24 protein-coding genes are annotated in these 23409 nt (G+C 63.4%); 11 read left to right on the top strand and 13 right to left on the bottom strand.

The features are described 5' to 3' along the window. Nucleotides 1–33: 33 nt before the first annotated feature. The 5 genes from G5134_RS11300 to G5134_RS11280 all read left to right on the top strand — a co-directional run bounded on the left by G5134_RS11300 (nt 34) and on the right by G5134_RS11280 (nt 4592). Nucleotides 34–372, top strand: a complete 339-nt coding sequence (locus G5134_RS11300; RefSeq protein ID WP_005300093.1) for a 4a-hydroxytetrahydrobiopterin dehydratase — start codon at nt 34–36, stop codon at nt 370–372. 169 nt (nt 373–541) lie between these two features. Next, nucleotides 542–2089, top strand: a complete 1548-nt coding sequence (gene tyrR / locus G5134_RS11295; protein ID WP_010634201.1) for a transcriptional regulator TyrR — start codon at nt 542–544, stop codon at nt 2087–2089. 195 nt (nt 2090–2284) lie between these two features. Further along, the gene (locus G5134_RS11290; protein ID WP_065017761.1) at nt 2285–2836 is read left to right on the top strand and encodes a YfiR family protein; all 552 of its coding nucleotides are present in this window, start codon (nt 2285–2287) and stop codon (nt 2834–2836) included. After that, nucleotides 2833–4101, top strand: a complete 1269-nt coding sequence (locus G5134_RS11285) for a diguanylate cyclase domain-containing protein (protein ID WP_017765502.1) — start codon at nt 2833–2835, stop codon at nt 4099–4101. The genes G5134_RS11290 and G5134_RS11285 overlap by 4 nt, the downstream gene beginning before the upstream one ends. A 2-nt stretch (nt 4102–4103) precedes the next feature. Continuing rightward, entirely contained in the window at nt 4104–4592 is a 489-nt protein-coding gene (locus G5134_RS11280) for an OmpA family protein (protein ID WP_005300102.1), read from the top strand. 57 nt (nt 4593–4649) lie between these two features. Here the strand turns inward: G5134_RS11280 and G5134_RS11275 are convergent, their stop codons facing one another. Beyond that, on the bottom strand, nt 4650–5384 hold the full coding sequence (locus G5134_RS11275; protein WP_026141382.1) for a TerC family protein: 735 nt from the start codon (nt 5382–5384) through the stop codon (nt 4650–4652). A gap of 118 nt (nt 5385–5502) precedes the next feature. Between G5134_RS11275 and G5134_RS11270 the strand changes: the two genes are divergently transcribed. From G5134_RS11270 to G5134_RS11260, 3 genes are all read left to right on the top strand, one after another. Further along, nucleotides 5503–6618 carry an ATP-NAD kinase family protein gene (locus tag G5134_RS11270; RefSeq protein WP_065017760.1) on the top strand — a complete coding sequence of 372 codons (1116 nt, stop codon included), beginning with the start codon at nt 5503–5505 and terminating at the stop codon, nt 6616–6618. 110 nt (nt 6619–6728) lie between these two features. Continuing rightward, entirely contained in the window at nt 6729–7007 is a 279-nt protein-coding gene (locus G5134_RS11265) for a YfcL family protein (protein ID WP_005300108.1), read from the top strand. A gap of 97 nt (nt 7008–7104) precedes the next feature. Further along, entirely contained in the window at nt 7105–8769 is a 1665-nt protein-coding gene (locus tag G5134_RS11260; protein ID WP_010634196.1) for an AMP-binding protein, read from the top strand. A gap of 74 nt (nt 8770–8843) precedes the next feature. On the opposite strand, the gene cdd is transcribed toward G5134_RS11260, so the two are convergent. The 3 genes from cdd to G5134_RS11245 form a co-directional block, all read right to left on the bottom strand. Beyond that, nucleotides 8844–9725: a cytidine deaminase gene (gene cdd, locus G5134_RS11255; RefSeq protein WP_065017759.1), complete on the bottom strand. Its 882-nt coding sequence runs from the start codon at nt 9723–9725 to the stop codon at nt 8844–8846. A gap of 187 nt (nt 9726–9912) precedes the next feature. Then, nucleotides 9913–10599 carry an LrgB family protein gene (locus G5134_RS11250; RefSeq protein ID WP_010634194.1) on the bottom strand — a complete coding sequence of 229 codons (687 nt, stop codon included), beginning with the start codon at nt 10597–10599 and terminating at the stop codon, nt 9913–9915. Then, on the bottom strand, nt 10596–10952 hold the full coding sequence (locus G5134_RS11245) for a CidA/LrgA family protein (protein WP_065017758.1): 357 nt from the start codon (nt 10950–10952) through the stop codon (nt 10596–10598). Before G5134_RS11245 ends, G5134_RS11250 begins: the two co-directional genes overlap by 4 nt. 159 nt (nt 10953–11111) lie before the next feature. On the opposite strand from G5134_RS11245, the gene G5134_RS11240 reads away from it, so the two are divergent. Then, complete coding sequence (locus G5134_RS11240; protein WP_065017757.1) at nt 11112–12821, top strand: glycoside hydrolase family 36 protein; 1710 nt, start codon at nt 11112–11114, stop codon at nt 12819–12821. A gap of 72 nt (nt 12822–12893) precedes the next feature. Here G5134_RS11240 and G5134_RS11235 read toward each other — a convergent pair whose 3' ends face one another. The 3 genes from G5134_RS11235 to G5134_RS11225 all read right to left on the bottom strand — a co-directional run bounded on the left by G5134_RS11235 (nt 12894) and on the right by G5134_RS11225 (nt 16174). Beyond that, nucleotides 12894–13400, bottom strand: coding sequence for a hypothetical protein (locus tag G5134_RS11235; RefSeq protein WP_005300120.1), 507 nt, complete (start codon nt 13398–13400; stop codon nt 12894–12896). Nucleotides 13401–13554: 154 nt separating this feature from the next. After that, complete coding sequence (sbcB, locus tag G5134_RS11230; protein WP_065017756.1) at nt 13555–14982, bottom strand: exodeoxyribonuclease I; 1428 nt, start codon at nt 14980–14982, stop codon at nt 13555–13557. Nucleotides 14983–15268: 286 nt separating this feature from the next. Further along, on the bottom strand, nt 15269–16174 hold the full coding sequence (locus G5134_RS11225; RefSeq protein ID WP_017782720.1) for a LysR family transcriptional regulator: 906 nt from the start codon (nt 16172–16174) through the stop codon (nt 15269–15271). Nucleotides 16175–16297: 123 nt separating this feature from the next. Here G5134_RS11225 and G5134_RS11220 point away from each other — a divergent pair, with 123 nt between their 5' ends. Further along, complete coding sequence (locus G5134_RS11220; protein WP_065017755.1) at nt 16298–17164, top strand: pirin family protein; 867 nt, start codon at nt 16298–16300, stop codon at nt 17162–17164. A gap of 50 nt (nt 17165–17214) precedes the next feature. On the opposite strand, the gene ykgO is transcribed toward G5134_RS11220, so the two are convergent. Together ykgO and G5134_RS11210 are read right to left on the bottom strand one after the other, a co-directional pair. Continuing rightward, nucleotides 17215–17340, bottom strand: coding sequence for a type B 50S ribosomal protein L36 (gene ykgO, locus G5134_RS11215; protein WP_005300174.1), 126 nt, complete (start codon nt 17338–17340; stop codon nt 17215–17217). Continuing rightward, nucleotides 17337–17606 carry a type B 50S ribosomal protein L31 gene (locus tag G5134_RS11210; protein WP_043163156.1) on the bottom strand — a complete coding sequence of 90 codons (270 nt, stop codon included), beginning with the start codon at nt 17604–17606 and terminating at the stop codon, nt 17337–17339. Before G5134_RS11210 ends, ykgO begins: the two co-directional genes overlap by 4 nt. Nucleotides 17607–17884: 278 nt before the next feature. On the opposite strand from G5134_RS11210, the gene G5134_RS11205 reads away from it, so the two are divergent. Further along, entirely contained in the window at nt 17885–18133 is a 249-nt protein-coding gene (locus tag G5134_RS11205; protein WP_065017754.1) for a DinI family protein, read from the top strand. A gap of 139 nt (nt 18134–18272) precedes the next feature. Here G5134_RS11205 and G5134_RS11200 read toward each other — a convergent pair whose 3' ends face one another. The 4 genes from G5134_RS11200 to G5134_RS11185 form a co-directional block, all read right to left on the bottom strand. Then, nucleotides 18273–19061 carry a DUF2927 domain-containing protein gene (locus G5134_RS11200; RefSeq protein ID WP_065017753.1) on the bottom strand — a complete coding sequence of 263 codons (789 nt, stop codon included), beginning with the start codon at nt 19059–19061 and terminating at the stop codon, nt 18273–18275. A gap of 26 nt (nt 19062–19087) precedes the next feature. Then, nucleotides 19088–19591 carry a M48 family metallopeptidase gene (locus tag G5134_RS11195; RefSeq protein WP_005300181.1) on the bottom strand — a complete coding sequence of 168 codons (504 nt, stop codon included), beginning with the start codon at nt 19589–19591 and terminating at the stop codon, nt 19088–19090. 139 nt (nt 19592–19730) lie between these two features. Next, nucleotides 19731–21374 carry a hypothetical protein gene (locus G5134_RS11190; protein ID WP_065017752.1) on the bottom strand — a complete coding sequence of 548 codons (1644 nt, stop codon included), beginning with the start codon at nt 21372–21374 and terminating at the stop codon, nt 19731–19733. 197 nt (nt 21375–21571) lie between these two features. Continuing rightward, nucleotides 21572–23230 (bottom strand): bifunctional metallophosphatase/5'-nucleotidase, encoded by a 1659-nt coding sequence (locus G5134_RS11185; protein WP_065017751.1) that lies wholly within the window; start codon nt 23228–23230, stop codon nt 21572–21574. Nucleotides 23231–23409 lie beyond the last annotated feature (179 nt).

The raw sequence follows: 23409 nt of genomic DNA, 5'->3' as shown, positions 1-23409 counted from the left end.
TCACCCCTTTCATCGATACACAAGGAGAGTCCCATGTCCGAACTGGCCAGCCAGCAGTGTGAAGCGTGCCGCGCCGATGCCCCCAAGGTGAGCGAGCAGGAGCTGAGCGAACTGATGCGCCTCATCCCCGACTGGCAGCCGCTGGTGGTAAAAGGTGAGCTGCAGCTGCGGCGCGAATTCACCTTCCGCAACTTCAAGGAGGCGCTCGCCTTCACCAACCGGCTGGGTGAACTGGCGGAGGCGGAGTTTCATCATCCCGCCATTCTCACCGAATGGGGGAAGGTGACCGTCAGCTGGTGGACCCACAAGATAGGTGGCTTGCACCGCAACGACTTCATCATGGCGGCGCGCACGGATGAGCTGCTGAAGTGAAGAGGCCATCACTCACCGACAAATCGTTCAAATAAACGCCTGTAGATGACGCGGGCCTGCCCGGTGAAAACGGGGCGGGCCCGCATTTTTATGGGCTGGCGCTCGCACTGGCGGGATCGAGTCTGTATTATCCGGTCATTCATAGAGTTAGCTAGGAAGTGTGTCCCGAATGCGTCTTGAAGTCAGCTGTGAAGACCGCCTGGGCTTGACCCGGGAACTGCTCGACCGCCTGGTGGAGCACAACATCGATCTGCGCGGCATCGAAATCGATACCTCAGGCATCATCTATCTCAACTTTCCCGAGCTGGAGTTTCGTGATTTCCAGCACCTGATGCCGGAGATCCGCCGCATTCCCGGCGTCTATGACGTCAAGACCATCCCCTACATGCCCTCCGAGCGAGAGCACCACGAGATTGAGGCGCTGCTCAAGGCGCTGCCGGATCTGGTCTTCTCCCTCGATGCCAAGGGCAAGGTGACCCAGGCCAACCAGTCCGCCCTCACCACCCTGGCCCTGCCGGTGGAGGAGGTGCGCGGCGCGGCGCTCGGCTCCCTGGTCAAGGGCTTCTCCTTCAGCCGCTGGCTGGAGGCGAGCGAGATCCGCCCGCAGACCTGCAAGCTCAGCATCGGCGGCGAGGAGTATCTGGCGGATCTGATGCCGCTGTTCGTGGCCGAGGAGAAGGGCAAGCAGGCCCTGGCTGGCGCCGTGGTGGTGCTCAAGTCCGCCCGCCGGGTCGGCATGCACTTCAGCGCGCTCCACGCGGTGGAAGTGGGGGGCTTTGAGCACCTGCAGGCCGAGAGCCAGAAGATGAAACAGGTGCTGGCCCAGGCGAGCAAGCTGGCGATGCAGGATGCGCCGCTGCTCATCGTCGGCGAGACCGGCACCGGCAAGGAGCTGCTGGCCCGCGCCTGCCACGGTGCCAGCCTGCGCTCCAGTCACCCCTTCATGGCGCTCAACTGTGCGGCCATGCCGGACAACGTGGCCGAGAGCGAGCTGTTTGGCTATGCCCCCGGCGCCTTTGGCAACAACACCGAGGGCAAGCGCGGGGTACTGGAGCTGGCCAGCGGCGGCACCCTGATGCTGGACGAGATCGGCGACATGTCCCCCCATCTGCAGACCAAGTTCCTGCGGGTGCTGCAGGATGGCGTGTTCCGCCGGGTCGGCGACGAGCAGGAGGTGAAGGTCAACGTGCGCTTCATCTGCACCACCCAGAAGCAGCTGCTGGATCTGGTGCACGAGGGCAAGTTTCGGGAAGATCTCTACTACCGCCTCAACGTGCTGAGTCTGGCGCTGCCGCCGCTGCGCGAGCGCAAGGCGGACATCATGGCGCTGGCCCAGCAGTTCGTCTCCCGCTTTGCCAGCGAACTGCAGCGTCCGCGCCCGCGCTTTACCCGCAACATGGCCGAATACCTGACCGCCTACCGCTGGCCCGGCAACGTGCGCCAGCTGCGCAACTGCCTCTATCGCGCCATGACCTTGCTGGAAGGGGACGAGATCGGCCCTGAGCACGTGGACTTGCCGGTGGCGGCCGACGCCATGCCGCTCATCGACGAGTGGTTCGAAGGGGGGCTGGACGAGGCGGTGAAACGCTTCGAGAGCAGGCTGCTGGAGCGGCTCTACCCGGCGTTCCCCTCCACCCGTCAGCTGGCCAAACGGCTGGGGGTGTCGCACACCGCCATCGCCAACAAACTGCGGGAATACGGGATCAGCAAGAAGTAACCCCATGAATGTAACTTATCGTAGGGCTCACGCCGGGGTGGGCCCTCTTCATTATTGTGACGCCAGCCCGGTCAGCCCCTTGCTCTGCGGGCTGCGCCTTGTCATGCTGCTGACAAGTTCCATACTATCCCCTGCCGGCTCACCCCCTTCGGGCCTGTGCCCTGTGTGGTTGCTGAGGCGGGTGTAAGCGCAGGCATGATGCACACTTTTTCACTGTTCAGGATCCTGGTCTGGCTGGCGCCCCTGTTTTGCACGCTGGCCCTCTCCGGCGAGTCGCCCCCGCTCACCGCAGCCGAGCTGCGGTCCGAGCAGGTACGCCAGACTGTGCTCGACATTCTCAGCTATACCCGCTGGCCGAATGAACCGAGCGAACTGCGCCTGTGCGTGGCGGCACCGACGGAGTACGCCACCGCGCTCTTTTCCATCAAGCAGCAGGCCAACGGCCGGCCGGTCAGCGTCCATCGCTACGAAATCGATGACGAGGCGATCGGTCCCCAGTGCGACGTGCTCTATCTGGGGGGGCTCTCCTCCGAGCGGCGCTTGCCGTTGTTTGAACGGCTGCGTGGCTACCCCATCCTCAGCATCAGCGAATCCAGCTCCGAGTGCGTGGCCGACGCCGTCTTCTGCCTGCAGATCGGCAAGGAGCGGATCCGGTTCAGGGTCAATCTGGATGCCCTGGCCAGGAGCGGAGTGCGGGTGCATCCGGCGGTGCTTAAACTGGCCAAGGCCGATGAGGGGGGGTCATGATAGGTCTGTTCCGCCCCCCCTCCCAGCGCCTCACCTTGCGACAGAGTCTGGGACGCACCCACCTGGTGACGTCCCTGACCGCGGTCTGCATGGCCGGTCTGCTGCTGACCGGCATCGCCCTGCTGGCGCTGCGGCTCTATGCGGATCACAACCTGGAGCTGGTCGCCCGCGCCATCGGCTATACCAGCGAAGCGGCCGTGGTGTTCCACGACGAGGAGGCGGCCCGGGAGGCACTGGAGGCCATCCTCACGCACGAAGACGTGGCGCAGGCCAGCATCTATCTGCCGAGTGGCCAGCTGCTGGCGAGCTGGAGCAGGGCCATGAGCACCCCCTGGTCCGGCCTTGAGCAGTATCTGGCGCGGATCATCCTGCCGGGACCGGTGGATCAGCCCATGATGCGGGGGGGCATGGAGATTGCCCACATCCACCTGGTGGGGCACGGCCAGTATCTGTTGTTGTTCCTGCTGCAAACCCTGCTGGCCATGCTGCTCTGCCTGGTGCTCAGCACCCTGGGGGCCCTCTATGTGGCGCACCGGATGCAACACTCCCTCACGGCGCCGCTCAAGGAGCTGGCCCAGGTGGCCCACAGCGTGAGCCGCCAGCGGATCCTCGCCATGCGGGTGCCGGAGGCCAACATCGCCGAGCTGCACGAGCTCGGTCAGGATTTCAACTCCCTGCTCGACGAGCTGGAGGCCTGGCAGGCCCACCAGCGGCGGGAGAATGCCAGCCTGTTGCACCAGGCCACTCACGATGCCTTGACCGGCTTGCCCAATCGTGCTCTGTTTGAGGCTCGTCTGGATCAGGCGGTCACCACGGGCCGGCTGCATGACGAGCGCTTCGCGCTGCTCTACCTCGATTGTGATCGCTTCAAGCAGATCAACGACACCCTGGGCCATGCCGCCGGGGATGACGTGCTGATCGCGCTGGCCAGACGGGTACAACATCAGCTGCGGCCGATGGATCTGGTATGCCGTCTGGGGGGCGACGAGTTTGCCATCCTGCTCACCCCCCTCTCCCTGGTGGAGGAGGCAGAGGATGTGGTTGCCCGCATCCAGCAGGCCATGGCGGACCCCGTGGTACTGGGGGACGGCAGCCAGCTGGTGGCGGCCGTCAGCATTGGCGTCGCGCTGTATCCGGATCAGGGGCAGAGTGCCGCCGATCTGCTGCAGCAGGCGGACCATGCCATGTACCAAGCCAAACGGCTGCGTCGGGAGCTTGCACTCCATGAGCAGCTGGAATTCGATGTCTCTGCTGAGGAAAAATAACAATGAAGATCCATGTCCTGATGAAAACCGGCTTGATCGGTCTGCTGCTGAGCGTGCTGATGGGTTGCCAGAGTGCTCCCCACGGCCTCACAGCAGAGCAGATCGCCGTACTCAAGGAGCAAGGCTTTCGCCTGACCGACGAGGGTTGGACTCTGGACTTCTCCAACCGTGTGCTGTTTGCCAACAACGCGGATGCCCTGACCCCCAAGACGCGCGTCGTGGTGGAAAAACTGGGGACGACGCTGCTGGAAGTGGGCTTGAACCGGGCGCGGATCGATGGTCATACCGACTCCAACGGGGCGGCGGATTACAACGATCAGCTCTCCTACAAGCGGGCGCAGTCGGTGGCCGATGTGCTGGTTTCGGTCGGCATGCCGCAGGCCAACCTGGACATCCGGGGCCGTGGCGAGCGCGATCCGATAGCCGACAACAAGACGGCTGCCGGTCGGGCCGAGAACCGCCGCGTGGCGATTGTCATCAGCAATGAATGACACGGTTGTGTAGATACAAAAAGAGCGCCATCAGGCGCTCTTTTTTGTGGCTCGTCGTTATTGCTGCTTGAGCTTCTCGCGGTCGTGATGACTGCGCAGGCGGATGTTGATCATCTCCACCGTCAGCGAGAAGGCCATGGCGAAGTAGATGTAGCCCTTTGGAATGTGCAGATCCATCCCCTCGGCCATCAGCGCAAAGCCCACCAGGGTGAGGAAGGAGAGGGCCAGCATCTTGATGGTGGGGTGGTTGTCGACGAAGTCGCCGATGGCCTTGGCGGCAAACATCATGATGAAGACGGCGATCATGATGGCCAGCACCATGACCGGCACGTGATCCGCCATGCCCACCGCCGTGATGACCGAGTCCAGGCTGAAGACGATGTCGAGGATGGCGATCTGGATCAGGGTGCTGATAAAGCCGGAGGCGGCCGTGCTCACGCTCTCGGGCTCGGCGGCCCCCTCCAGGGTGGCGTGGATCTCGTGGGCACTCTTGCCGATAAGGAACAGGCCCCCCAGCAACAGGATGAGATCGCGGCCCGAGATGGCCTCGCCCAGCACGGTGAACAGCGGCTCGGTGAGGCGCATCACCCAGGCGAGCGATAGCAGCAGCAGGATGCGGGTGCCCATGGCGAGACCCAAGCCCAGGATCCGCGCCTTCTGGCGCTGGGCTTCCGGCAGGCGGCCGACCAGGATGGAGATGAAGATGATGTTGTCGATGCCGAGCACGATCTCGAGCAGGGTCAGGGTGGCGAGCGCGACCCAGGCGGAGGGGTCTGCAATCCATTCCAGCATGATGAAACCTTGGTTGAACTTTGGTTGAGGGTTGAAACCGCGCATTCTAGCAGGGGGTTATGGCTTGTCCCAGTGGCTGGAAAAGATAAAAATGGCGACCATCCAACGGGAGGGACATATGTTTCGTTTAGGACTCATCATCAATCCGGTCGCCGGCATCGGCGGCGCGGTCGGTCTCAAGGGCAGTGACGGCATGGTGGCCGAGGCGCTGGCCCGTGGCGCCGTGCCCAAGGCTTGCGAGCGGGCTCGTCAGGCGCTGTTGCCACTGTGTGAACTGGCGGAGCGTTTCGAGTTGCTGACGGTGGCGGGGGAGATGGGGGCCGGGCTTGCCGGCGAGCTCGGTCTGCCGTGTCGCATCGTCTACCAGCCCGCCACTGTGCCCACCACGGCGGCCGATACCCGCGCGGCGGCGCTGGCGCTGCGCGAGGCCGGCGTCGATCTGCTGCTGTTTGCCGGCGGTGACGGCACGGCGCGCGACATCTGTGCGGCGGTGGGGGAGTCGTGCCATGTGCTGGGGATCCCGGCTGGCTGCAAGATCCACTCAGGGGTGTACGGGGTGACCCCCGCCGCCAGCGGCCGGGTGGCGGCCAGAATGATCGCAGGGGAGCTGCTGAGCCTGGTGGATGCCGAGGTGATGGACATCGACGAGGAGGCGTTTCGCGCCGGCAAGGTGCGCGCCCGCCACTATGGCCAGCTGCAGGTGCCCGGCGATCTGCGCTACGTGCAGGCGGTCAAGCAGGGGGGACGAGAGTCCGAAGAGCTGGTGCTGGCGGACATCGCCGCCGGTGTGGTCGAGCAGATGGAGCCCGATACCCTCTATCTGATGGGCTCCGGCAGCACGGTGGCGGCCTGCATGACAGAGCTGGGTCTGGAAAATACCCTGCTCGGTGTGGATCTGGTGGAAAATGGCCGGCTTATCGGGCAGGATCTCTGCGCCGCCGAGATCCTGACCCGGATCCGCGGTCGTCGCTGCCGGCTGATCATCACCCTGATCGGCGGTCAGGGACATCTGTTCGGGCGCGGAAATCAGCAACTGAGTCCAGAGGTGATCCGGGCCGTCGGGCGGGACCAGATCCAGGTCCTGGCCACCAAAGCCAAGCTGGCAGCCCTCGATGGCCGTCCGCTGCTGGTGGATACCGATGATCCGGCGCTGAACCGGTCGTTAAGTGGTTATCTGCGGATCACCACGGGATACAAGGATCAGGTCATCTACCCGGTGGCCAACCCGGAATAGGACATCAAGGATGCGGCTGGCCTGGCGCCAGAGAGCCGCGATCAACCGGATCGCGGTTCCACTCCCCCGAATTATTTTGCCGGCAATCCCGGAAAATGAGGCTGCGTTAAATGACGATTCATGAATTTGAGCACAAGTTGTTGGGACTGATAGACAGCATGGTGGCCACGGCGACCGATGACGAGCTGTTTGCCGGGGGCTACCTGCGCGGCCACATCTCGCTGGCGGTGGCGCGGGCCGAGCTGGAAGGCAAGACCCTAGTGCGGGATGTAAAGAGCTATGTGCTGCGCAGCCTGAACGAGGCCATTTTGCAGGGTGAACTCTCGGAAGAGGATGAGAAGCTGGTGCAGGCGATGTGGATTCGTTTGCAACAACAGGCAGAAGCTTGATCGGTTACACAGTTCAAACAGAAGTTTAAGTTTATTCTTCCCTGAGGTTAGTGAAAGGTTAATAATAAGTTTCGCCTTTTGTTTCAGGGATTAAACTATGGCTTCCTCCTCGCGTATTGCCAATAAACTGCCGCTCGAAATGCTCTATCACTGGGAGCGGCAGTCTCCTGACAGAGTCTATCTGCGTCAAACCATCAACCGAGAATACGTGGACTTCACCTGGGGCGAAGTGGCCGATGAGGCCCGCCGCATGGTGACGGCACTGCGTCAACTGGGGCTGGTGGCCGGCGACAAGGTGGCACTGCTTTCCAAGAACTGCGCCCAGTGGTTCATCGCCGATCTCGCCATGCAGATGGGGCAGTACGTGAGTGTGCCCATCTACCCCACCGCCAACGTCGACACCATCGAATACGTGCTGCGCCACAGCGAGGCCAAGGCCATTTTCGTCGGCAAGCTCGATGACTGGAAGAGCCAGGAGGCGGGGGTGCCCGCCGATCTGCTGCGCATCGCTTTTCCCTATGACACCATGCCGGCGGCCCACCAGTGGGACGAACTGCTGGATCGCCACGAGCCGATCCCGGACAGCCCGGTGCAGGCGCCTGACGCCCTGCTGAGCCTGGTCTACACCTCCGGCAGCACCGGCAAGCCGAAAGGGGCCATGCTGAGCGTCGAACGTTACGCCTGGTCATGCGAGAAGTTGGTGGAGACGGTGGGCCTGACCCAGTCCGACCGCGGTTTCTCCTATCTGCCGCTCGCCCACATCACAGAGCGGGTCTACATCTACGGCGGCAGCCTCTACGGCGGCGCCACCATCGCCTTCCCCGAGTCCCTCGATACTTTCATCGAGGACGTCAAACGCTGCCGTCCCACCGTGTTCATCTCGGTACCGCGGCTGTGGGCCATGTTCCGTATCAAGATCCTCGAGAAGCTGCCTCAGCAGAAGCTGGCGCTGCTGCTCAAGATCCCCTTCGTCTCGGGCCTTATCAAGCGCAAGCTGCAAAAGGGGCTGGGGCTGGATCAGGCGCGGGTACTTGGCTGCGGCTCGGCGCCGGTGTCGCCGGCCCTGCTTGAGTGGTACCTGAGCATCGGCCTTCAGGTGACCGAAGCCTGGGGCATGACCGAAAACCACGCCTACTCCACCATCAACTACCCGTTCAGGGCCGACAAGATAGGCACGGTCGGCAAGGCGGGGATCGGGGTCAACATCAAGATCTCAGACGAGGGGGAGATCCTCTGTCGCTGCGAGGGCATGATGCTGGGCTACTACAAGGATCCCGAGCACAGCCGCGAGGCCATCGATGAAGAGGGCTGGCTGCACACCGGCGACATGGGCAAGCTGGATCGGGAGGGCTACCTCACCATCACCGGCCGCATGAAGGACGTGTTCAAGACCGCCAAGGGCAAGTATGTGGCGCCGGTGCCCATCGAGGGGCTGCTGGGCCAGGAGCCCATCATCGAGCAGCTGTGCGTGATCGGCTATGGCATGCCGCAGCCGGTGGCGCTGGTACAGCTGGCTGAACACGCCATGAAGGGGGATCGCAATCAGGTCAATGCCCAGCTGGAGGCGGCCCGCAACCGGGTCAACGAGCAGCTGGAGTCCCATGCCAAAATTCGCGGCATCCTGGTGGTGAAGAGCCCCTGGAACATCGAGAACGGGGTGCTGACGCCCACCATGAAGATCCGTCGCCACCTGCTGGAGCAGAAGTACGCAAACCTGGGGGACGCCTGGTCCTCCTCCCAGAGCATCGTCTGGGAGTCATGACAGGGGATCAGCTGATCACCACAAAACAACAAGGGGAGCCATTGGCTCCCCTTGTTGTTTCAGGCTATGGCCGATCAGACCGCCTGATACTCCAGTTCGACCGAACCGAGCGCCTTGAGGGTGGCGCGGGCGGAGTCCTGCTGGCTGATCTGGCCATCCTTGCTCTCCAGCAGCACGGCGCGGCGGATGGTGGCGAGATCCTCGCCGCCCAGCACCGCATGGGCGCAGGCCATCTGCATCGGTGGCAGGCTGGGGTTGAAGGCGGCGTTCTCGGCGTAGCGGCCGCAGAAGATGCGCCCGTCGGCGAACTGCAGTACCACTGCGGCATAACCCTGGCTGTAGGGGGCGTAGCTCTGGCGGGCGGCGGCCAGCGCGGCCTGCCACAGCGGATCCTCGCTATCAAGCTGGAGCTCGTCGTGGGACTGCGGGCTCATCAGGGCGTCCGTGATGTCCAGATCCGCCGGGCCGAACGAGTGGGGCAGGAAGGATTGCAGCGCGCTCAAGTCGTCCGGCAGGGAGACCTTGAGGGTCTTGGCGGTGCTCAGCTCGTTCATGAACTGGCGGCAGTGACCGCAGGGGGTGTAGTTGACGGTGATCTCGGAGATGCCGGTCTCGCCGCCCAGCCAGGCGTTGGAGATGGCGGACTGCTCGGCATGCACCGAGTGGAACAGTCCCTGACCGGCGAACTCCATGTTGGCGCCGAAATACCAGTTGCCGCTCAGGCCGCAGGCGATGGCACCGACGAAGAACTTGGAGATGGGCGCCACTGAGCAGGCGGCGGCCAGCGGCAGCAGGGCCAGGCGCAGGGCGCGATCGTCAAGACCGGTGGCGGTCTTCAGCGTGGCGACCTGATCGGCGGTGAAGCGGGCCTGGAAATCATCGCCCAGCATGGGCAGCAGGGCTGCCTTGAGCGGAGCGGACAGGGTATCGAGTGGCTTGGCAAAACGGGGATGCATAGTGTGTCCTCAAAGGCCAATTGGGGGGCCATTGTAGGGAGCAAGCTCGGCTAAATGTGTGAGCGTGCTCACGCCCTGACGGGCAAACGGAGGGGGATGTTAATGGAAACGTTTGTCTTGTGCAAATTGTGCGGCAGGTCGCACATCGGCGGGCCCGCAGGCCCGCCGCAGCGGAAAAGGGTGCGCTTCAGCTCAACCAGTGGTAAATGGCAAACAGCAGGGGGGCCACGGCGGCGGTGAGGATGCCGCATACCACCATGGCCAGCGAGGCAAAGGCGCCCTGGGTGATGCCCTGCTCGGCGGAGGTGGCGGTGCCGATGGCGTGGGCACAGGCCCCCATGGCCAGCCCCTGGGCTTCGGGGTCGGTGACCCGCATCAGCCTGAGCAGGGGGAAGCCCACCAGGGCGCCGACGATCCCGACTACCACCACCACGGCGGCGGCGATGGCGGGAATGCCGCCCAGGGACTGGCTGACGCTCATGGCGAGCGGGGTGGTGATGGATTTGGTGGCGAGCGAGGCCAGCAGTGCTGGATCGGCGCCCATGAAATGACCGACTGCCAGGGTCGTGCAGACCGAGATCAGGACCGAGCTCAGGGTACAGATCAGGATGGGTTTGAGCCTGGCCTGGATCTGGCGGGCCTGCTGATAGAGGGGCAGCGCCAGTGCCACCACCGCCGGCTCCAGCAGCGCCGTGATGGGGCGAGTGCCGCTCTCGTACTGCTCCAGAGGCAGATCGAACCAGAGCAGCAGGCCGATGATGACGGCGGTGGGCACCAGCACCGGGTTGATGATGGGCCAGGGCAGCTTGCGATAGAGGGCCCGGGTGGCGAAATAGAGTGCCAGGGTCAAGGGAATGGCCAACCAGAAGATCATCTGTTCATCCTCTGGTAGAGACGGCCGACGGTGCCGAGGATCAGCACGATCCCGAGCACGATGCAGAGCATGATGAGGCCGAAGGATTGGCGAAGGGGTTCCAGCCAGGCCACCAGCCCGACAGCCACCGGCACGAACAAGACCCCCATGTGGCGCAGCAGCAGGCCGGCGCCATGCTCGACCCAGTGCAGTTTCACCAGTTGCAGGGAGAGCAGCACGAACAGCAGCAGCATGCCGATGATGCTGCCGGGAAAGGCGAACGGCAGGATGGCTGCCAGGGCTTTGCCCGCCAGCAGGCAGGCGACGATGACCAGAAAGTCACGAAGGTACAGCAAGGCACGTTGCGCGATCACAGGAGCCCCATCTTGGTAACGGTAAAGTAAGGAATACGCCAGTCTACCAGAGAGACAGGGTCGCGGCATTAAAACAATAACAGCTGAAATCAGTTCGTTTGAGGCTGATTTCATTGAAGATTTTCAGATAGAACCCTTTTCGAACCACAAGGAGTCGCCATGACATCTCTCTTGTCCCGCCTGCGTCAGCTGGCGGACGACCACCATCTCCCCCCTTCGTTGCTGCAAACCCGCCAGTGGGAAGGCCCCCTGTGCCGGGTGCGGCTCGACAACACCGGCAGTGGCGAGGCCCGGATCGGGCACTGGACGCTGTTTGACGGCAAGCTCGGCCTCTCGCCTGCGAGCGCCATCTACGGCGAAGGCTTCCAGATGCTGGCCCAGACCATGGGCAGCTGGCAAGCGCCGCAGCCGGTCGGTCGCTGCCCCGATGCCGGCGTCTATCGCATCACCGACGATCAGGGCTATCACACGGTGCACAACCTGCTGCTGGTGGAGCATGACAGGGGCTGGTTGCTGCTCGCCTTTGCCAGCTGCCAGCGCTTTGGCGGGGAGTTTCGGCTCTACCCCGATGGCCGGTTGCAGATCCTGATGAACGGCGAGGGGCGTGCGCTTCCGGCCGGCCAGTTCTGGCAGAGCGAGGCGCTGCTCTGCCTTGAAGGAAAAGATCGGGAGGCGCTGCTGGCCGAATTGGCGCAGCAGATCGAGGCCGAACATGGCTCGCTGATCGGTCAGGTTGGCGAGCGCCCCAGCGGCTGGTGCTCCTGGTATCACTACTACGCGGACGTGAGCGCCGCCGACATTCGCGAGAACCTGCAGGTGCGCGCCGAGCGTTTCCCGGCGCTGCGCTACGTGCAGCTTGACGACGGTTATCAGGCCAAGATGGGCGACTGGCTCACCCCGTCGGCCAAGTTCGAACAGGGGGTGGCGTCCCTGGCCGCCGAGATCAAAGGCGCCGGTTGCGAGCCGGCGCTCTGGGTGGCCCCCTTTATCGCCGAGCCCGGCTCCCAGGTGTTTCAGGATCACCCCGACTGGTTCGTGAAGGGGGATGACGGGCTGCCGCTGCCTTCCGAGCGGGTTACCTACGGCGGCTGGCGCTGTACCCCCTGGTACGTGCTGGATGGCACCCACCCCGAGGTGCAGGCTCACCTAGAGCGGGTGTTTCGCACCCTGCGCGAGCAGTGGGGCATCCACTACTTCAAGCTCGACGCCAACTTCTGGGGCGCCATCCACGGCGGTTGCTTCCATGACCCGGCCGCCACCCGGGTGGAGGCCTACCGACGCGGCATGGCCGCCATCCTGCGCGGGGCGGGTGAGGGGGCCTTCCTGCTCGGCTGCAACGCGCCCATCTGGCCAAGCCTTGGTCTGGTGCACGGTATGCGGGTGAGCGATGACGTGGAGCGCAATGGCCACCGTTTTCGCCAGATCGCTCGCGAGGCCTTCTGCCGCGCCTGGCAGAACGACCGACTGTGGGCCCTCGATCCTGACTGCATCTGCCTGCGGGATCTGCCAAGCCAGCAGGCGAGCTCTGCCGAGTACCGTTTCCATCTGGCGGCGCTGGTGGCAAGCGGCGGCATGATGCTGGCCGGGGACAGGCTGCAAGATCTCGACGAGGAACAGGCGGCGCAGCTGCGCAAGCTGCTCGAGCTCTGCGCGGCGCGGGCCCCTGGCGCCCGTTTCGAGTCGATGGACTTTGCCTGCGGCGAGGTGAGCCTACCCGAGGGCGGCACCCTGCTCTGCCTCTTCAACTGGGAGGCGCAGCCTCAGGAGTTTTTGCTGCCGGCGGGTGGCGAGGATTTCTGGGATGAGGGGGCCGTCGGTACTGCACTCACCCTGCAGGGGGGCGAGGGGCGGGTGATCCGCTACCGCTGAGCAGGCTGGCAATCATGATTCAGGCTCCCGCGGGAGCCTGAATTTATTGTGAAAGGAGCTGCTATAGCGGAGTCAGTAACGCCACTCGAAGCCGATGGCGTAGTTGGCGGCGCCATAGCCCGGGATCTCGTTGCTGGAGAGCAGGGCCTTGAAGGTGAGCTGCGCCGTGAGCGGAATGCCGAGCCCCATGCCGAGGGCCACCTCGTCGTTGGTGTTGCCCATCATGTCGGCCCGGATCATCCGATAGAGCGACATGTCCTGGCTCATGTGCACATAGCTCTGGGAGGCGCGGTTGTAGAGCTGGCCGAAGACCTCCAGCTGAAAACCGGCCTGGGGAGTGATGGCCAGCGGCACGCCGACGAAGTTGTAGAGATCGGAGCGGTTGAAATAGCTGTTGGTGATCTGGGGGGTGAAATCGGTCTGCCGATAGAGGCGACTGAAGTTGCTCTCGATCAGCTCGTAGGTCTGCTGCGGCAACTGCAGCAGGTAGTCGGGGATATCAAAGCGCACACCCGCCATGCTGGTCGATGGCAGCAGGGCGCAGATGAGCAAACCAAAACCGGATAATCCTGAACGCATCGGATGAGGCATCCCCAAGGGTCGATAGGCCAACCGGCCGTTAGTGCAATGTTAGCGCACAAATAATTGAAACATCAGGAGTCTTTGCTCCCCTTCCCATTATGTCGCGGGGCGGGGGAGCGTACAGTCATTTAACCGTGAGGCGGGTCACATCTCACAGATTTTCGAGGTAGTGATAGAGGCTCTTGAGGATGGCAAAGTTCCGATCGTTCCCCTGATTCTGCTCGGCCAGCGCTTCCAGGCGCGGCACATAGTCGGGCAGACGGCGGCTGAAGTAGTCGCTGCAGTGCAGGCGCCAGCGCTTCTGCTCCGGTTCGCTCAAGGTGTGCGGCCAGTTGCGGGCGCGGTAGCGGAACAGCATCTCCGGCAGCCGGGCGTCGGTGAAGGAAAACTCCCGCTCACCCAGCAGATCCGCCGGGGTGGCGCGCACCAGATCCATGGTGGACTTGTCGCCGTGACCGAAGAAGCCGGTGTAGAGCTGGGTATCCGGGTCGCCGTCATTGTTGCCGGCAAACTCCTGATTGAATACCTCCACCAGTTTTTCCCGCACTTCGGGGTGGGCGCGCAGCAGATCCAGGCTCTTGCGGCACTGAGCCCGGTCGATGCCAAGCTGGTCCGCCCGCTCCGGTGTCAGGGTGGCAGCCGGCGCCAGCACTGGGCACTTGTTGATGTGCACCAGCTTCACCGGAATGCCGGCCAGGTCCCCCAGCTCCTCTTTCTTGGTGTAGAGGCGCTCTCTGATCTCCTCGCTGGTGAGCTCGATGAGCGGGGTGGGGTCGCGGGTCAGATCCACCATGATGACCGCGTTCTGGTTGCTGGGGTGCCAGGCGAGCGGCGACACCCAGCTTGCGCACCCCTGCCAGGGGGAGAACATGCCGGAGACGTGCACCAGCGGCTTCATGGTCACCACGTCGATGAGGGCCTTCACCTTGTTCTTGTTACGAAGATCAAAGAGATAATCGAACAGCTTGGGTTGAGCCTTTTTAACCAGCCTGGCCATCTCGATGGTGGCCAGCACGTCGGAGAGCGCATCGTGGGCGTTGGCGTGGGCCACGCCGTTGGCCACCGTCAGCTTCTCCAGCTTGAAGCTTGGCTTGCCCTCTTCATCAAACGCCCACTCGATCCCCTCCGGGCGCAGGGCGTAGCAGGCGCGCAGCATGTCGAGAATGTCCCAGCGGGAGTTGCCGTTCTGCCAGGCGTAGGCATAGGGGTCATAGAAGTTGCGATAGAGGGTGTAGCGGGTCACCTCGTCATCGAAGCGGATGCTGTTGTAGCCCAGCACGCAGGTGCCTGGGGTGGCGAACTGCTCGTGGATCTGGCGGATGAAATCCGCCTCGCACAGCCCGTCCTTCATCGCTTTTTGTGGCGTGATGCCGGTGATGAGGCACGCCTCCGGCTCCGGCAGATAGTCCGCCGGCGGCTTGCAATAGATGACCAGCGGCTCACCGATGAGGTTGAAATCCCCGTCGGTACGAATGCCGGCAAACTGCGCCGGTCTGTCCTTGGCCGGGCTGATGCCGAAAGTCTCGTAATCGTGGAAGTAGAAGGTCGGCTCGCTGCCGGCGTGTGCTGTTTTACTCATGTTGCTCGAGAGGGATATCCGATGACGGCGGCGTCTGGCGCCTGGGTGGGGGTGCCATGCACCTCGGTTGCCTGCATGGTAAACCATAGCGCAGGCAGAGCGAAGGGCAGTCGTCGTGGTTGGCTGTTTATTGGCCGCGGCAGGTTGGCCAGCCCGGTGAGATGAGCAACGCCATGATCTTCTAAGACAAAGGCATGTCTCAACGGTTTCTTCTGGCCGCGCCCGCCAGTGTGCCGGACATCGAGGATGGATGCCCGGCCTGGCGATCGCGGCCGGGCACGGAAGGTTACTCCTCGTCGATGGCGGCGAATCGAGCCACCAGATAGTCGATCAGCGCCCGTACAGAGGGGAGCAGGCCGCGCCGGGAGGGGAACACAGCGTGGATGAGTTCGGGCTTTGGCTCCCAGGCGGGCACCACCTTGATCAGGGTGCCGGCATCGAGCTGCTCCCGCACCATCAACAGCGGCAACTGCACCACGCCGATACCGGCCAGCGCGGCACTGCGCAGGGCCACCATGTCGGTGGTGACGAAACGGGGTTGGTGGGCGAGCTCGACATGGGCCCCCTGCGGCCCGAACAGCGACCAGATATAGTGCTGCCGTGGCGCTCCCAGCCCCATGCTGGGCCAGCCGTGCAGATCCGCCGGCGCGGCAGGCAAGCCCCGTTGTGCTATCAGTGCCGGGCTGGCCACCAGGCACTGGCGACGCTGCGCCAGTGTCCGGATCACCAGTTCGCTGTCCTGCAGCGGTGGCGGTCTGACCCGGATCGCCACATCGACCCCTTCGGCGATGGGGTCGACCCGCCGATTGGTCCCCTCCAGCTCGATCCTGATCTGCGGGTGACGGGCCATGAAATCCGCCAGCATGGGGCCGATATGGGTATGCAGCAAGGCGATGGGGCAGCTCATGCGGATGAGACCACAGGGCTCGGTTCGGGTCATCTCGATGGCAGCCTGCGCCGCCTCGGCCTCCACCAGCATCCCCTTGCAGTGTTCGTAATAGGTACGGCCCAGCTCGGTTACCGCAAACTGGCGGGTCGAGCGCTGGAGCAGCCGCACGCCGAGCCGCTCTTCGAGCTGCGCTATCCGGCGGCTGAGGCGGGATTTGGGCATGCCGATGGCGCGGCCGGCGGGGGCAAAACCACCGTGATCCACCACCTGGACGAAGTAGTAGAGATCGTTCAGATCCTGCATAGAGTGTTCTCATCGTTCCAAAAATAGGACGCTGATGCTCAATTTAGCAGTCTACCCACCTGTTCGTCTCGAAACTATGCTGTTTCCAGTGTTCAATTCCACCGGATATGTCAGGAGCGGCAGATGAAAAAGATCCTCGGCGTTTACAGTGCCCCCCGTCCTCACTGGGTAGGCGACGGTTTTCCCGTACGCTCCCTCTTCTCCTACAGCAGCCACGGCAAGCAGCTGAGCCCCTTCCTGCTGCTCGACTATGCCGGCCCGGCCAACTTTACGCCGACCAGCCGGCCGCGCGGGGTGGGTGAACATCCCCATCGGGGTTTCGAGACGGTGACCATCGTCTACAAGGGCGAAGTGGCGCACCGGGATTCGACCGGTCGGGGCGGCGTGATAGGCCCGGGTGACGTGCAGTGGATGACCGCCGGCGCCGGTATCCTGCACGAGGAATTCCACGCCCCGGCGTTCAGCGAGTCGGGCGGTGAGCTCGAGATGGTGCAGTTGTGGGTGAATCTGCCAAGCCGGCACAAGATGACGCCGCCCGGATACCAGCCCATCCTGGCGCGCGACATTCCTACGGTGGCACTGGCCAGCGATGCGGGGTCGGTACGGGTCATCGCCGGCGAGTTTGAGGGGGTCCGTGGCCCGGCCCATACCTTCAGTCCGCTGCATGTCTGGGATCTGCGTCTGGTACAGGGCAGCATCAGCACACTCGAGCTGCCCGAAGGCTGGACCGGCGCGCTTATCGTGTTGAAGGGGTCGGTGCAGGTCAACGGCAGTGCCATCGCTCGGGAGGCGCAGATGGTGGTGCTGGAGAGCGCGGGGCAGCAGGTGGTGATCGAGGCAAACAGCGACGCCACTGTGTTGCTGCTGAGCGGCGAGCCCATCGAGGAGCCTATCGTGGGTCACGGCCCCTTCGTGATGAACAGCCATGAGGAGATAGTGCAGGCCATCGATGACTTCAACAGCGGCAGATTCGGCGTGATGCCGGAGTGATAAATGGACAAGGCCCTCGCAGGAGGGCCTTGTTTTTGTGATGCTGTGGATCAGCGCTGACGGGCCTTGAATCTGGGGTTGCTCTTGCAGATCACGAACAGCTTGCCGCGTCGGCGGACGATCTGGCAATCGGGGTGGCGCGACTTGGCTGATTTCAGGGAGGAGAGGACTTTCATGACTGCGTTTTTCCTTTGTTGAAGAACTGACCGAAACGCTGGCCGAAGCGGGCGACCTGACCCTCCTTGCTGACCTGCTTCTGCTTACCGGTATAGAAGGGGTGTGACGCACTGGAGACATCCAGCGTCACATAGGGGTAGGTATTGCCGTCTTCCCACAGCTTGGTGCGATCGGTCTTGAGGGTGGAACCCACCAGAAAATAGGTGTTGGCGGTCAGGTCGTGAAACAGAACCTGACGGTACTCGGGGTGAATGTCTGGACGCATGATGGTTCGCTCTGTGTGACTTGGTGTTATGTTATAACAATAAAATCATGCCTCCGTTGAGAATCAATATCAACAACTTTTTGCACGGCATCAGGGTTGAGCGAGGAGAGTGAAGTTGCTGCGTTGCGCCGTTTTCTCGGTTGACCGCTTGAATAGGCAGCCAAATGCATCAGGGGAGAAGGTCTGGCAGGAAAGAGTTTTTGGTCAGCCGCTGGCGCCCTCTTTACTTTTGATTTTTACTGTATAAAAATACAGTAAAAATCATGGAGAAGTATCCTATGCGTCTGGAAATTATCATCGACAAGAAACATCAGGTGCCCACCTCGACCATGGAGGCGCTGCGCCAAGAGCTGCTAAAGCAGCTGGGCGAGAAGTTCCCTGACCTGCATGTTCGCGTCGCCCCCGGCAGTGCCATGGCGTTGACCGTCAGCCGGGCCAGCAAGGAGGAGAAGGAGCTGGCAGAAGCCATGGTGCAGGAGGTGTGGGAGAACGCCGACAGCTGGATGCCGGAGAGTGCAGTCTCCTGAGCCAGGCGGGGCGGGCGTCGAATACATGCAATCTGGATGGACAGAAATAACGCAGCCCAAGGCTGCGTTTTTTGTTTCAGCGGGATGGAGCCCGTGCCCTCAGCCCTTAATCCTCAAAGCCCAGAACAGGCAGCAAGCGTTAGAGCCCGGCCCAGCGTTTGAGGCTGTTGACCTGCACCCGCTGATCGGCCTGGGCAATGTCACCGCTGGCCCGCAGCGCCTTGAGGGCGATGGGCAGAGCGGCGCGCACTTCGCTGGCCGTCATGCCGGCCTGCAGGGCCGGGTGGTAGGCGAGCTTGAGCAGCACGTAGTCGAGCCCGGTCGGAAAGCTGTCGATGCTGTTGTCGTTGAAGATGGAGGGAAACACCTTGTCCGAATCGTTGGGCAGCCCCATCACCTGGGTGAGCTCCTCCACCACGCAGTCGAGGAAGCGCCCCTTGGCCCGGCTGTAATCCACCGGAATGATGATGGTGGCGCGGGCCATCTCGCGGCGGGTATTGGTGGTGAAGTTGGCCATGCAGAGCCCCTCCTTGAGCGCCGTCTTGACGGAGGCATCCTGCCCCATGGTGCGCTGGGCCCAGCTCGCCATCTTGGCGCGTTCGGTCATGATCAGGGTGATATTGGGCCGCTCGCTGACCAGGGCGATGGGGCGGCCTATGATGCCGGCCAGATGCTGGCTCTGCACCCTGACCACCTCGCTTTGCAGTGCCTTGTCGCCAAACTCGTTGACCAGCTTGAGCCGGATGGGCTGCTCCCAGCGGGAGAAGCGCACGTTCTGTTCGTGGCCATACTCCCGCTTCATGGCGATCTCAAAGAAGCTTGCGGTGAGATAGGCATCGCTCTGCCAGCGTTCGGCCGCCGAGAGGGAAGGGCTCAGCAAGAGTGCCGCCATCAACCAGCGGGCAAGTGGTCGGCGCAACGGGATCATCTCTCCTCCTTGAAACCTGCGATGGGTCAGCGTGCGGCACGCTCGAGATCGCGCCAAGTGAGCCAGAGCCTCAGATCAAACTCCAGTTGATGATAGTCCGGCTCCATATGCTGACAGAGCTGATAGAAGCTCTTGTTGTGATCCTTCTCTTTCAGGTGGGCCAGCTCATGCACCACGATCATCTTCAGGAAGGCCGGGTGGGCCTCCTTGAACAGGGCGGCGATGCGGATCTCGTTCTTGGCCTTGAGCTTGCTGCCTTGCACCCGGCTCACATAGGTGTGCAGACCGAGGGCATCCTTGATCACGTTGATCTTGCCGTCGAAGATCACCTTGGAAAGCGGCGCCGAGCTTTTCAGGTAGCGGTTCTTCAGCTCCATGGTGTAGGCGAGCAGCGCCTTGTCGCTCTGGATGAGGTGGGTTTCAGGATAGCGCCTGGCCAGCACCTCCCCCAGCTTGCCCGCCGCGATCAGCTGTTGCACCTGGGCCTTGAGGGGCTCGGGGTAGCCACCGAGATAGGTCAGTTCCGCCATGTCTGCATTACTCAATACATCAAAAGAGCGCCATTGTAGTCAGCGCGTCGCCGTTTGCCTACCGTTTCGGGCCGGGCCTGCCTCACCGTAATGAAAAGGCCGTCATCGCGGGATGACGGCCCTGTGCGCTCAAGGGGGCTCAGCGTCTGCGATAGAGACCCGGCTCCACCTCTTCATACTGGCTCACCAGATATTGATAGAAGGCGAGGCTGGAGGGGGAGCTTGGCTTCTTGAGCTCATCGGCCACCCGATCCGGCTTGGCGATGATGAACTTGGGACTCTGGCGTTTGAGGTCGGCCAGCACCCGCTCACGCACGTCATAGGGCGGGTTGACGTTGGCAAAGAAGAGGTAGGCGGAGGCCGGCTGGCGATCGGTCCAGAGGTAATATTGGGGCTGGATGCCATCCACCCAGATCTTGTCGGCGGGGGTGGTCTCGGCCAGGATCCGGTCGACCCGTACCTGGGCCGGCGGGTTGAAGGGCCTGCCTTTCTGGCTGCCTTCCCAGGCGTTGTTGAGCATCAGGGCCAGCATGGCGAGCGAGGCGAGCCAGGGGGTGGCACTGCGCACGTCCCAGGCGCGCCACAGGGGCACCAGAATGAGCACCGGCAGGGCCCACAGCAGGCTGTTGCCGAGCACTTCACGTACCCGTTCCAGTGACCACTCCTTGGTGCTCCAGCCGTAGCCGAGCTGCTGGGCCAGCAGCCAGCTGGCGGTCAGCACCACCAGCGAGATGCAGAGCAGACCGAGGGCATCGGCTTGCTGTTCGCTGCGATCCAGCAGGCAGGCCAGCGGCAGCAGGGCCAGCTGCAGATAGAGCACGTCGTAGTGATCGAACACGTGGCCGGAGACTGAGTTGGCGATCAGGGTGAAGATGACCCCAAACAGGGTGGCGCACAGCACCGGCAGGTACCACTCCTGACGCCGGCTCATCATCAGCACGATGAAGGCGGGTAGCAGCATGATGAGGCCGGTACGCAGCAGGCCGACGCTGCCCACATCCGGCGAGAAGCCGTTGCCATAACTCCCCTCGAAGAAGATGTCGAAGGCGTAGTATTTAAATTCGGCCAGCAGGTTGTGGTGCTGGAAGTAGGCCAGCAGCGGACCGCCGACGAGCGTCAGCCCCAGCAGGCTGGAGCAGAGCAGGGAGAGGGCGCAGCGCCACTGCTCGCGCAGGCACCAGTGGCAGAACAGCACCAGATACCAGGCACCCCAGAAGGCGCCGTTGTTGGTGCGCATCCAGGCGACGATGGCAAAGGTAAGCGCGGCCACCAGCGCCGGTCCCCAGCTGCAGCGCTTGTCCAGCAACATGGTGATGAAGGCCCACTGGGCGATGAGGGCCAGATGGAACGTCCAGTCCTCGGTCATGTTGCCGTAGTAGTAGCGGGTGCCATAGAGCGCCAGCACCGCCAGCATGCTGCCGAGTCGGGCCCGCAATGAGAGGCCGAGCTGACCGAAGGCCTGCCAGCTGGCCATCAGTCCCAGCCAGCAGAGCGCCCACTCCAGCAGCCAGATCCCGAAGAAGCCGCCGAGGCCGTAGCCGAAGGCGTCGAGGGCGAAGATCATGGGGCCCTTGATGTCGATCATGTCCCGATAGAGCACGCCCCCCTCGCTCCACATCTTGCCCATCACGGCAAACAGCGAGGCGTCGAAGCCCGGCGCCATGCCGTGGAACAGCGGGTTGCGCAGGCAGAACAGCAAGGCCAGCAAACCGGTGAGCAGGATCACCAGCGGCCGCAGGCCTGGATTGACGCGAGGAGGAGTAAAACGGATGGCATGATTCATGGGTGACCTGTTCCTGCTGGGAAGTCTCGAAAGCGGGCCTATCTTGCCGAGCCTGACCACACGATGCAATGGGCCAGGGGAATGTGCTTGAAATAATTTGCAAAAGTGCCGCTTTACGACAAGAAAGCGGCACGTTTTATGGCGTATGGGGACAAAGGGCGAAGCCGAGTCCGGCTTTCGCCCCGGCTGGCGGGGGATCAGCCGGCGGTCGGCCCCTGATACTCCACCCGCGCCGGCATGGCGGTGAGCGCCGGCAGATAGCGGGCCCAGCGAATGAAGGCATCCGCCAGGGTGATGCCGAGTTCCTGATTGTGCTGGGTCAGGGTGCGGGCCAGCGCTGTGTAGCCCTCCTTGCCGGAGGCGGTGTAGGCGCTGGAGACCCCCCGATAGATGGCGTCGGCTTCGACCGCTTGCCACTCATCAGGCGCACGCTCCCACTCCAGCCGGGTGATCCGGCGCCCCTTGGGCTGATCCGCCTGATAACAGAAGCGCACTCCGGCGGTGTAGGGGAAGCTGCCGCTGCCATTGCCCGTCATCCCGTTGTTGGTGGCGTTGTCGATGGCCCCCTCCAGCGCCTCGGCCAGCTCATGGCCGTGCACCCTGTAGAGGGTGAGCGGGATGGCAAAGGGCAGCAGGCGGCCGGCGATGTCTGCTTCGCTGAGCGGCCCGGGTTCGAGGGAGCAGCGCACTCCGCCGGCGTTGTGCAGGGCGAAGTCCACCTGACCGACCTGCTCGCGGGCGCTGGTCAGCATGGCGCTCGCCACCAGGGGGGCGACCTGGCTGCCGGCCGGCAGGTTGGCATCGGGCAGCCGCTGGTGGTGCAGTGGCTCGTCAAGGCGGGTCACGATGCGCTGAGTCATGGTCTCCAGCTCGGGCCGGTAGCGCCTGGCCAGATGCTGTTCCAGTTCGGGATCGGGGTCGCAGAAGGTGAGCCCGGCCGGCGGATTGCCGGCAAAGGGCCAGGGCTGCCAGGGCAGCCACTCCAGCTGGCCGTGGCTGCGCTCAACCCGGCCGCGCTGGTCAAAGGTCAGCTCGCACACCCCGAGGCAGAGGGCGCTGTGGGCGGCGTGCAGGACAGCCACCCCGTTCACCATCAGCGGGTAGCTGCCTTCGCTGTCGAGCCCGAGCGGCGCCAGCTCACCCAGCAGGCTGTGGGTGTGGCCACCGATGATGAGGCTGAGCTCGGGGAAACGCTCGGCCAGCCGTTTGTCCTGCTCTAGCCCCAGGTGGCTGAGCAGGATGATGTGCTGAATGCCGGCGGCCTTGATCTCTGCCAGTGCGGCCTTCAGGGTCTGCTCGATGCCGTGGAAGCGGGTGTGGCCATCCGGGTTGGCGATGGCGGCCATCTGCGGCAAGGTGATGCCAAGCAGGGCGAAGGGCACGCCGCCGAGCAGGCGCCGCTGCCAGGGGCGACTGGCATCGTGCAGATTGGGCAGGCCGCGCAGGGGGAGTGGGGTATCGACCGGCTCCTGGCTGCTGTCGAGGTTGGCGGCCAGTACCGGAAAATCGAGCTGGCGCAAAAACTCCACCAGAGGGCCGTTGCCCAGATCGAATTCGTGATTGCCGATCACCATGGCGTCCGGTCGCAACAGGCTCAGCAGATCGGCGTTGGCCCGCCCCTTGAAGCGGTTGAAATAGAGCGAGCCCTGGAAGGTGTCGCCACCGTGCAGAAACAGGCAGGACTGGCCCGCCTCGTCCGCCTGCCGGCGCAGGGCGTTGAGCCGGGTCAGGATACGGGCATAGCCGCCGCACTGGGTGCGCCACTCGGACTCACCTGCGGGGGCGAAGCGCATGGGGGCGCCGTCGAAATGGGAGTGGCAGTCACTGAAATGGGCAAGTTGAACCGTAATACTCATCTCGGTCCTCCTTAGAGAAAAAAGAGCACCGAGTCTACTCCAATGGCGGGGGGAGATACCAGCCCGGCGGTAGACCGGGCTGGCAGAGCGAGCACCGAGTCTACTCCAATGGCGGGGGGAGATACCAGCCCGGCGGCAGGCCGGACTGGCAGAGTGGGGAAAGGCGGGGCATCCGCTCA

Source organism: Aeromonas sp. 600276 (assembly GCF_049175815.1).
GTDB classification, from domain to species: domain Bacteria; phylum Pseudomonadota; class Gammaproteobacteria; order Enterobacterales; family Aeromonadaceae; genus Aeromonas; species Aeromonas dhakensis.
This window is presented reverse-complemented; position numbering and strand designations above follow the sequence as displayed.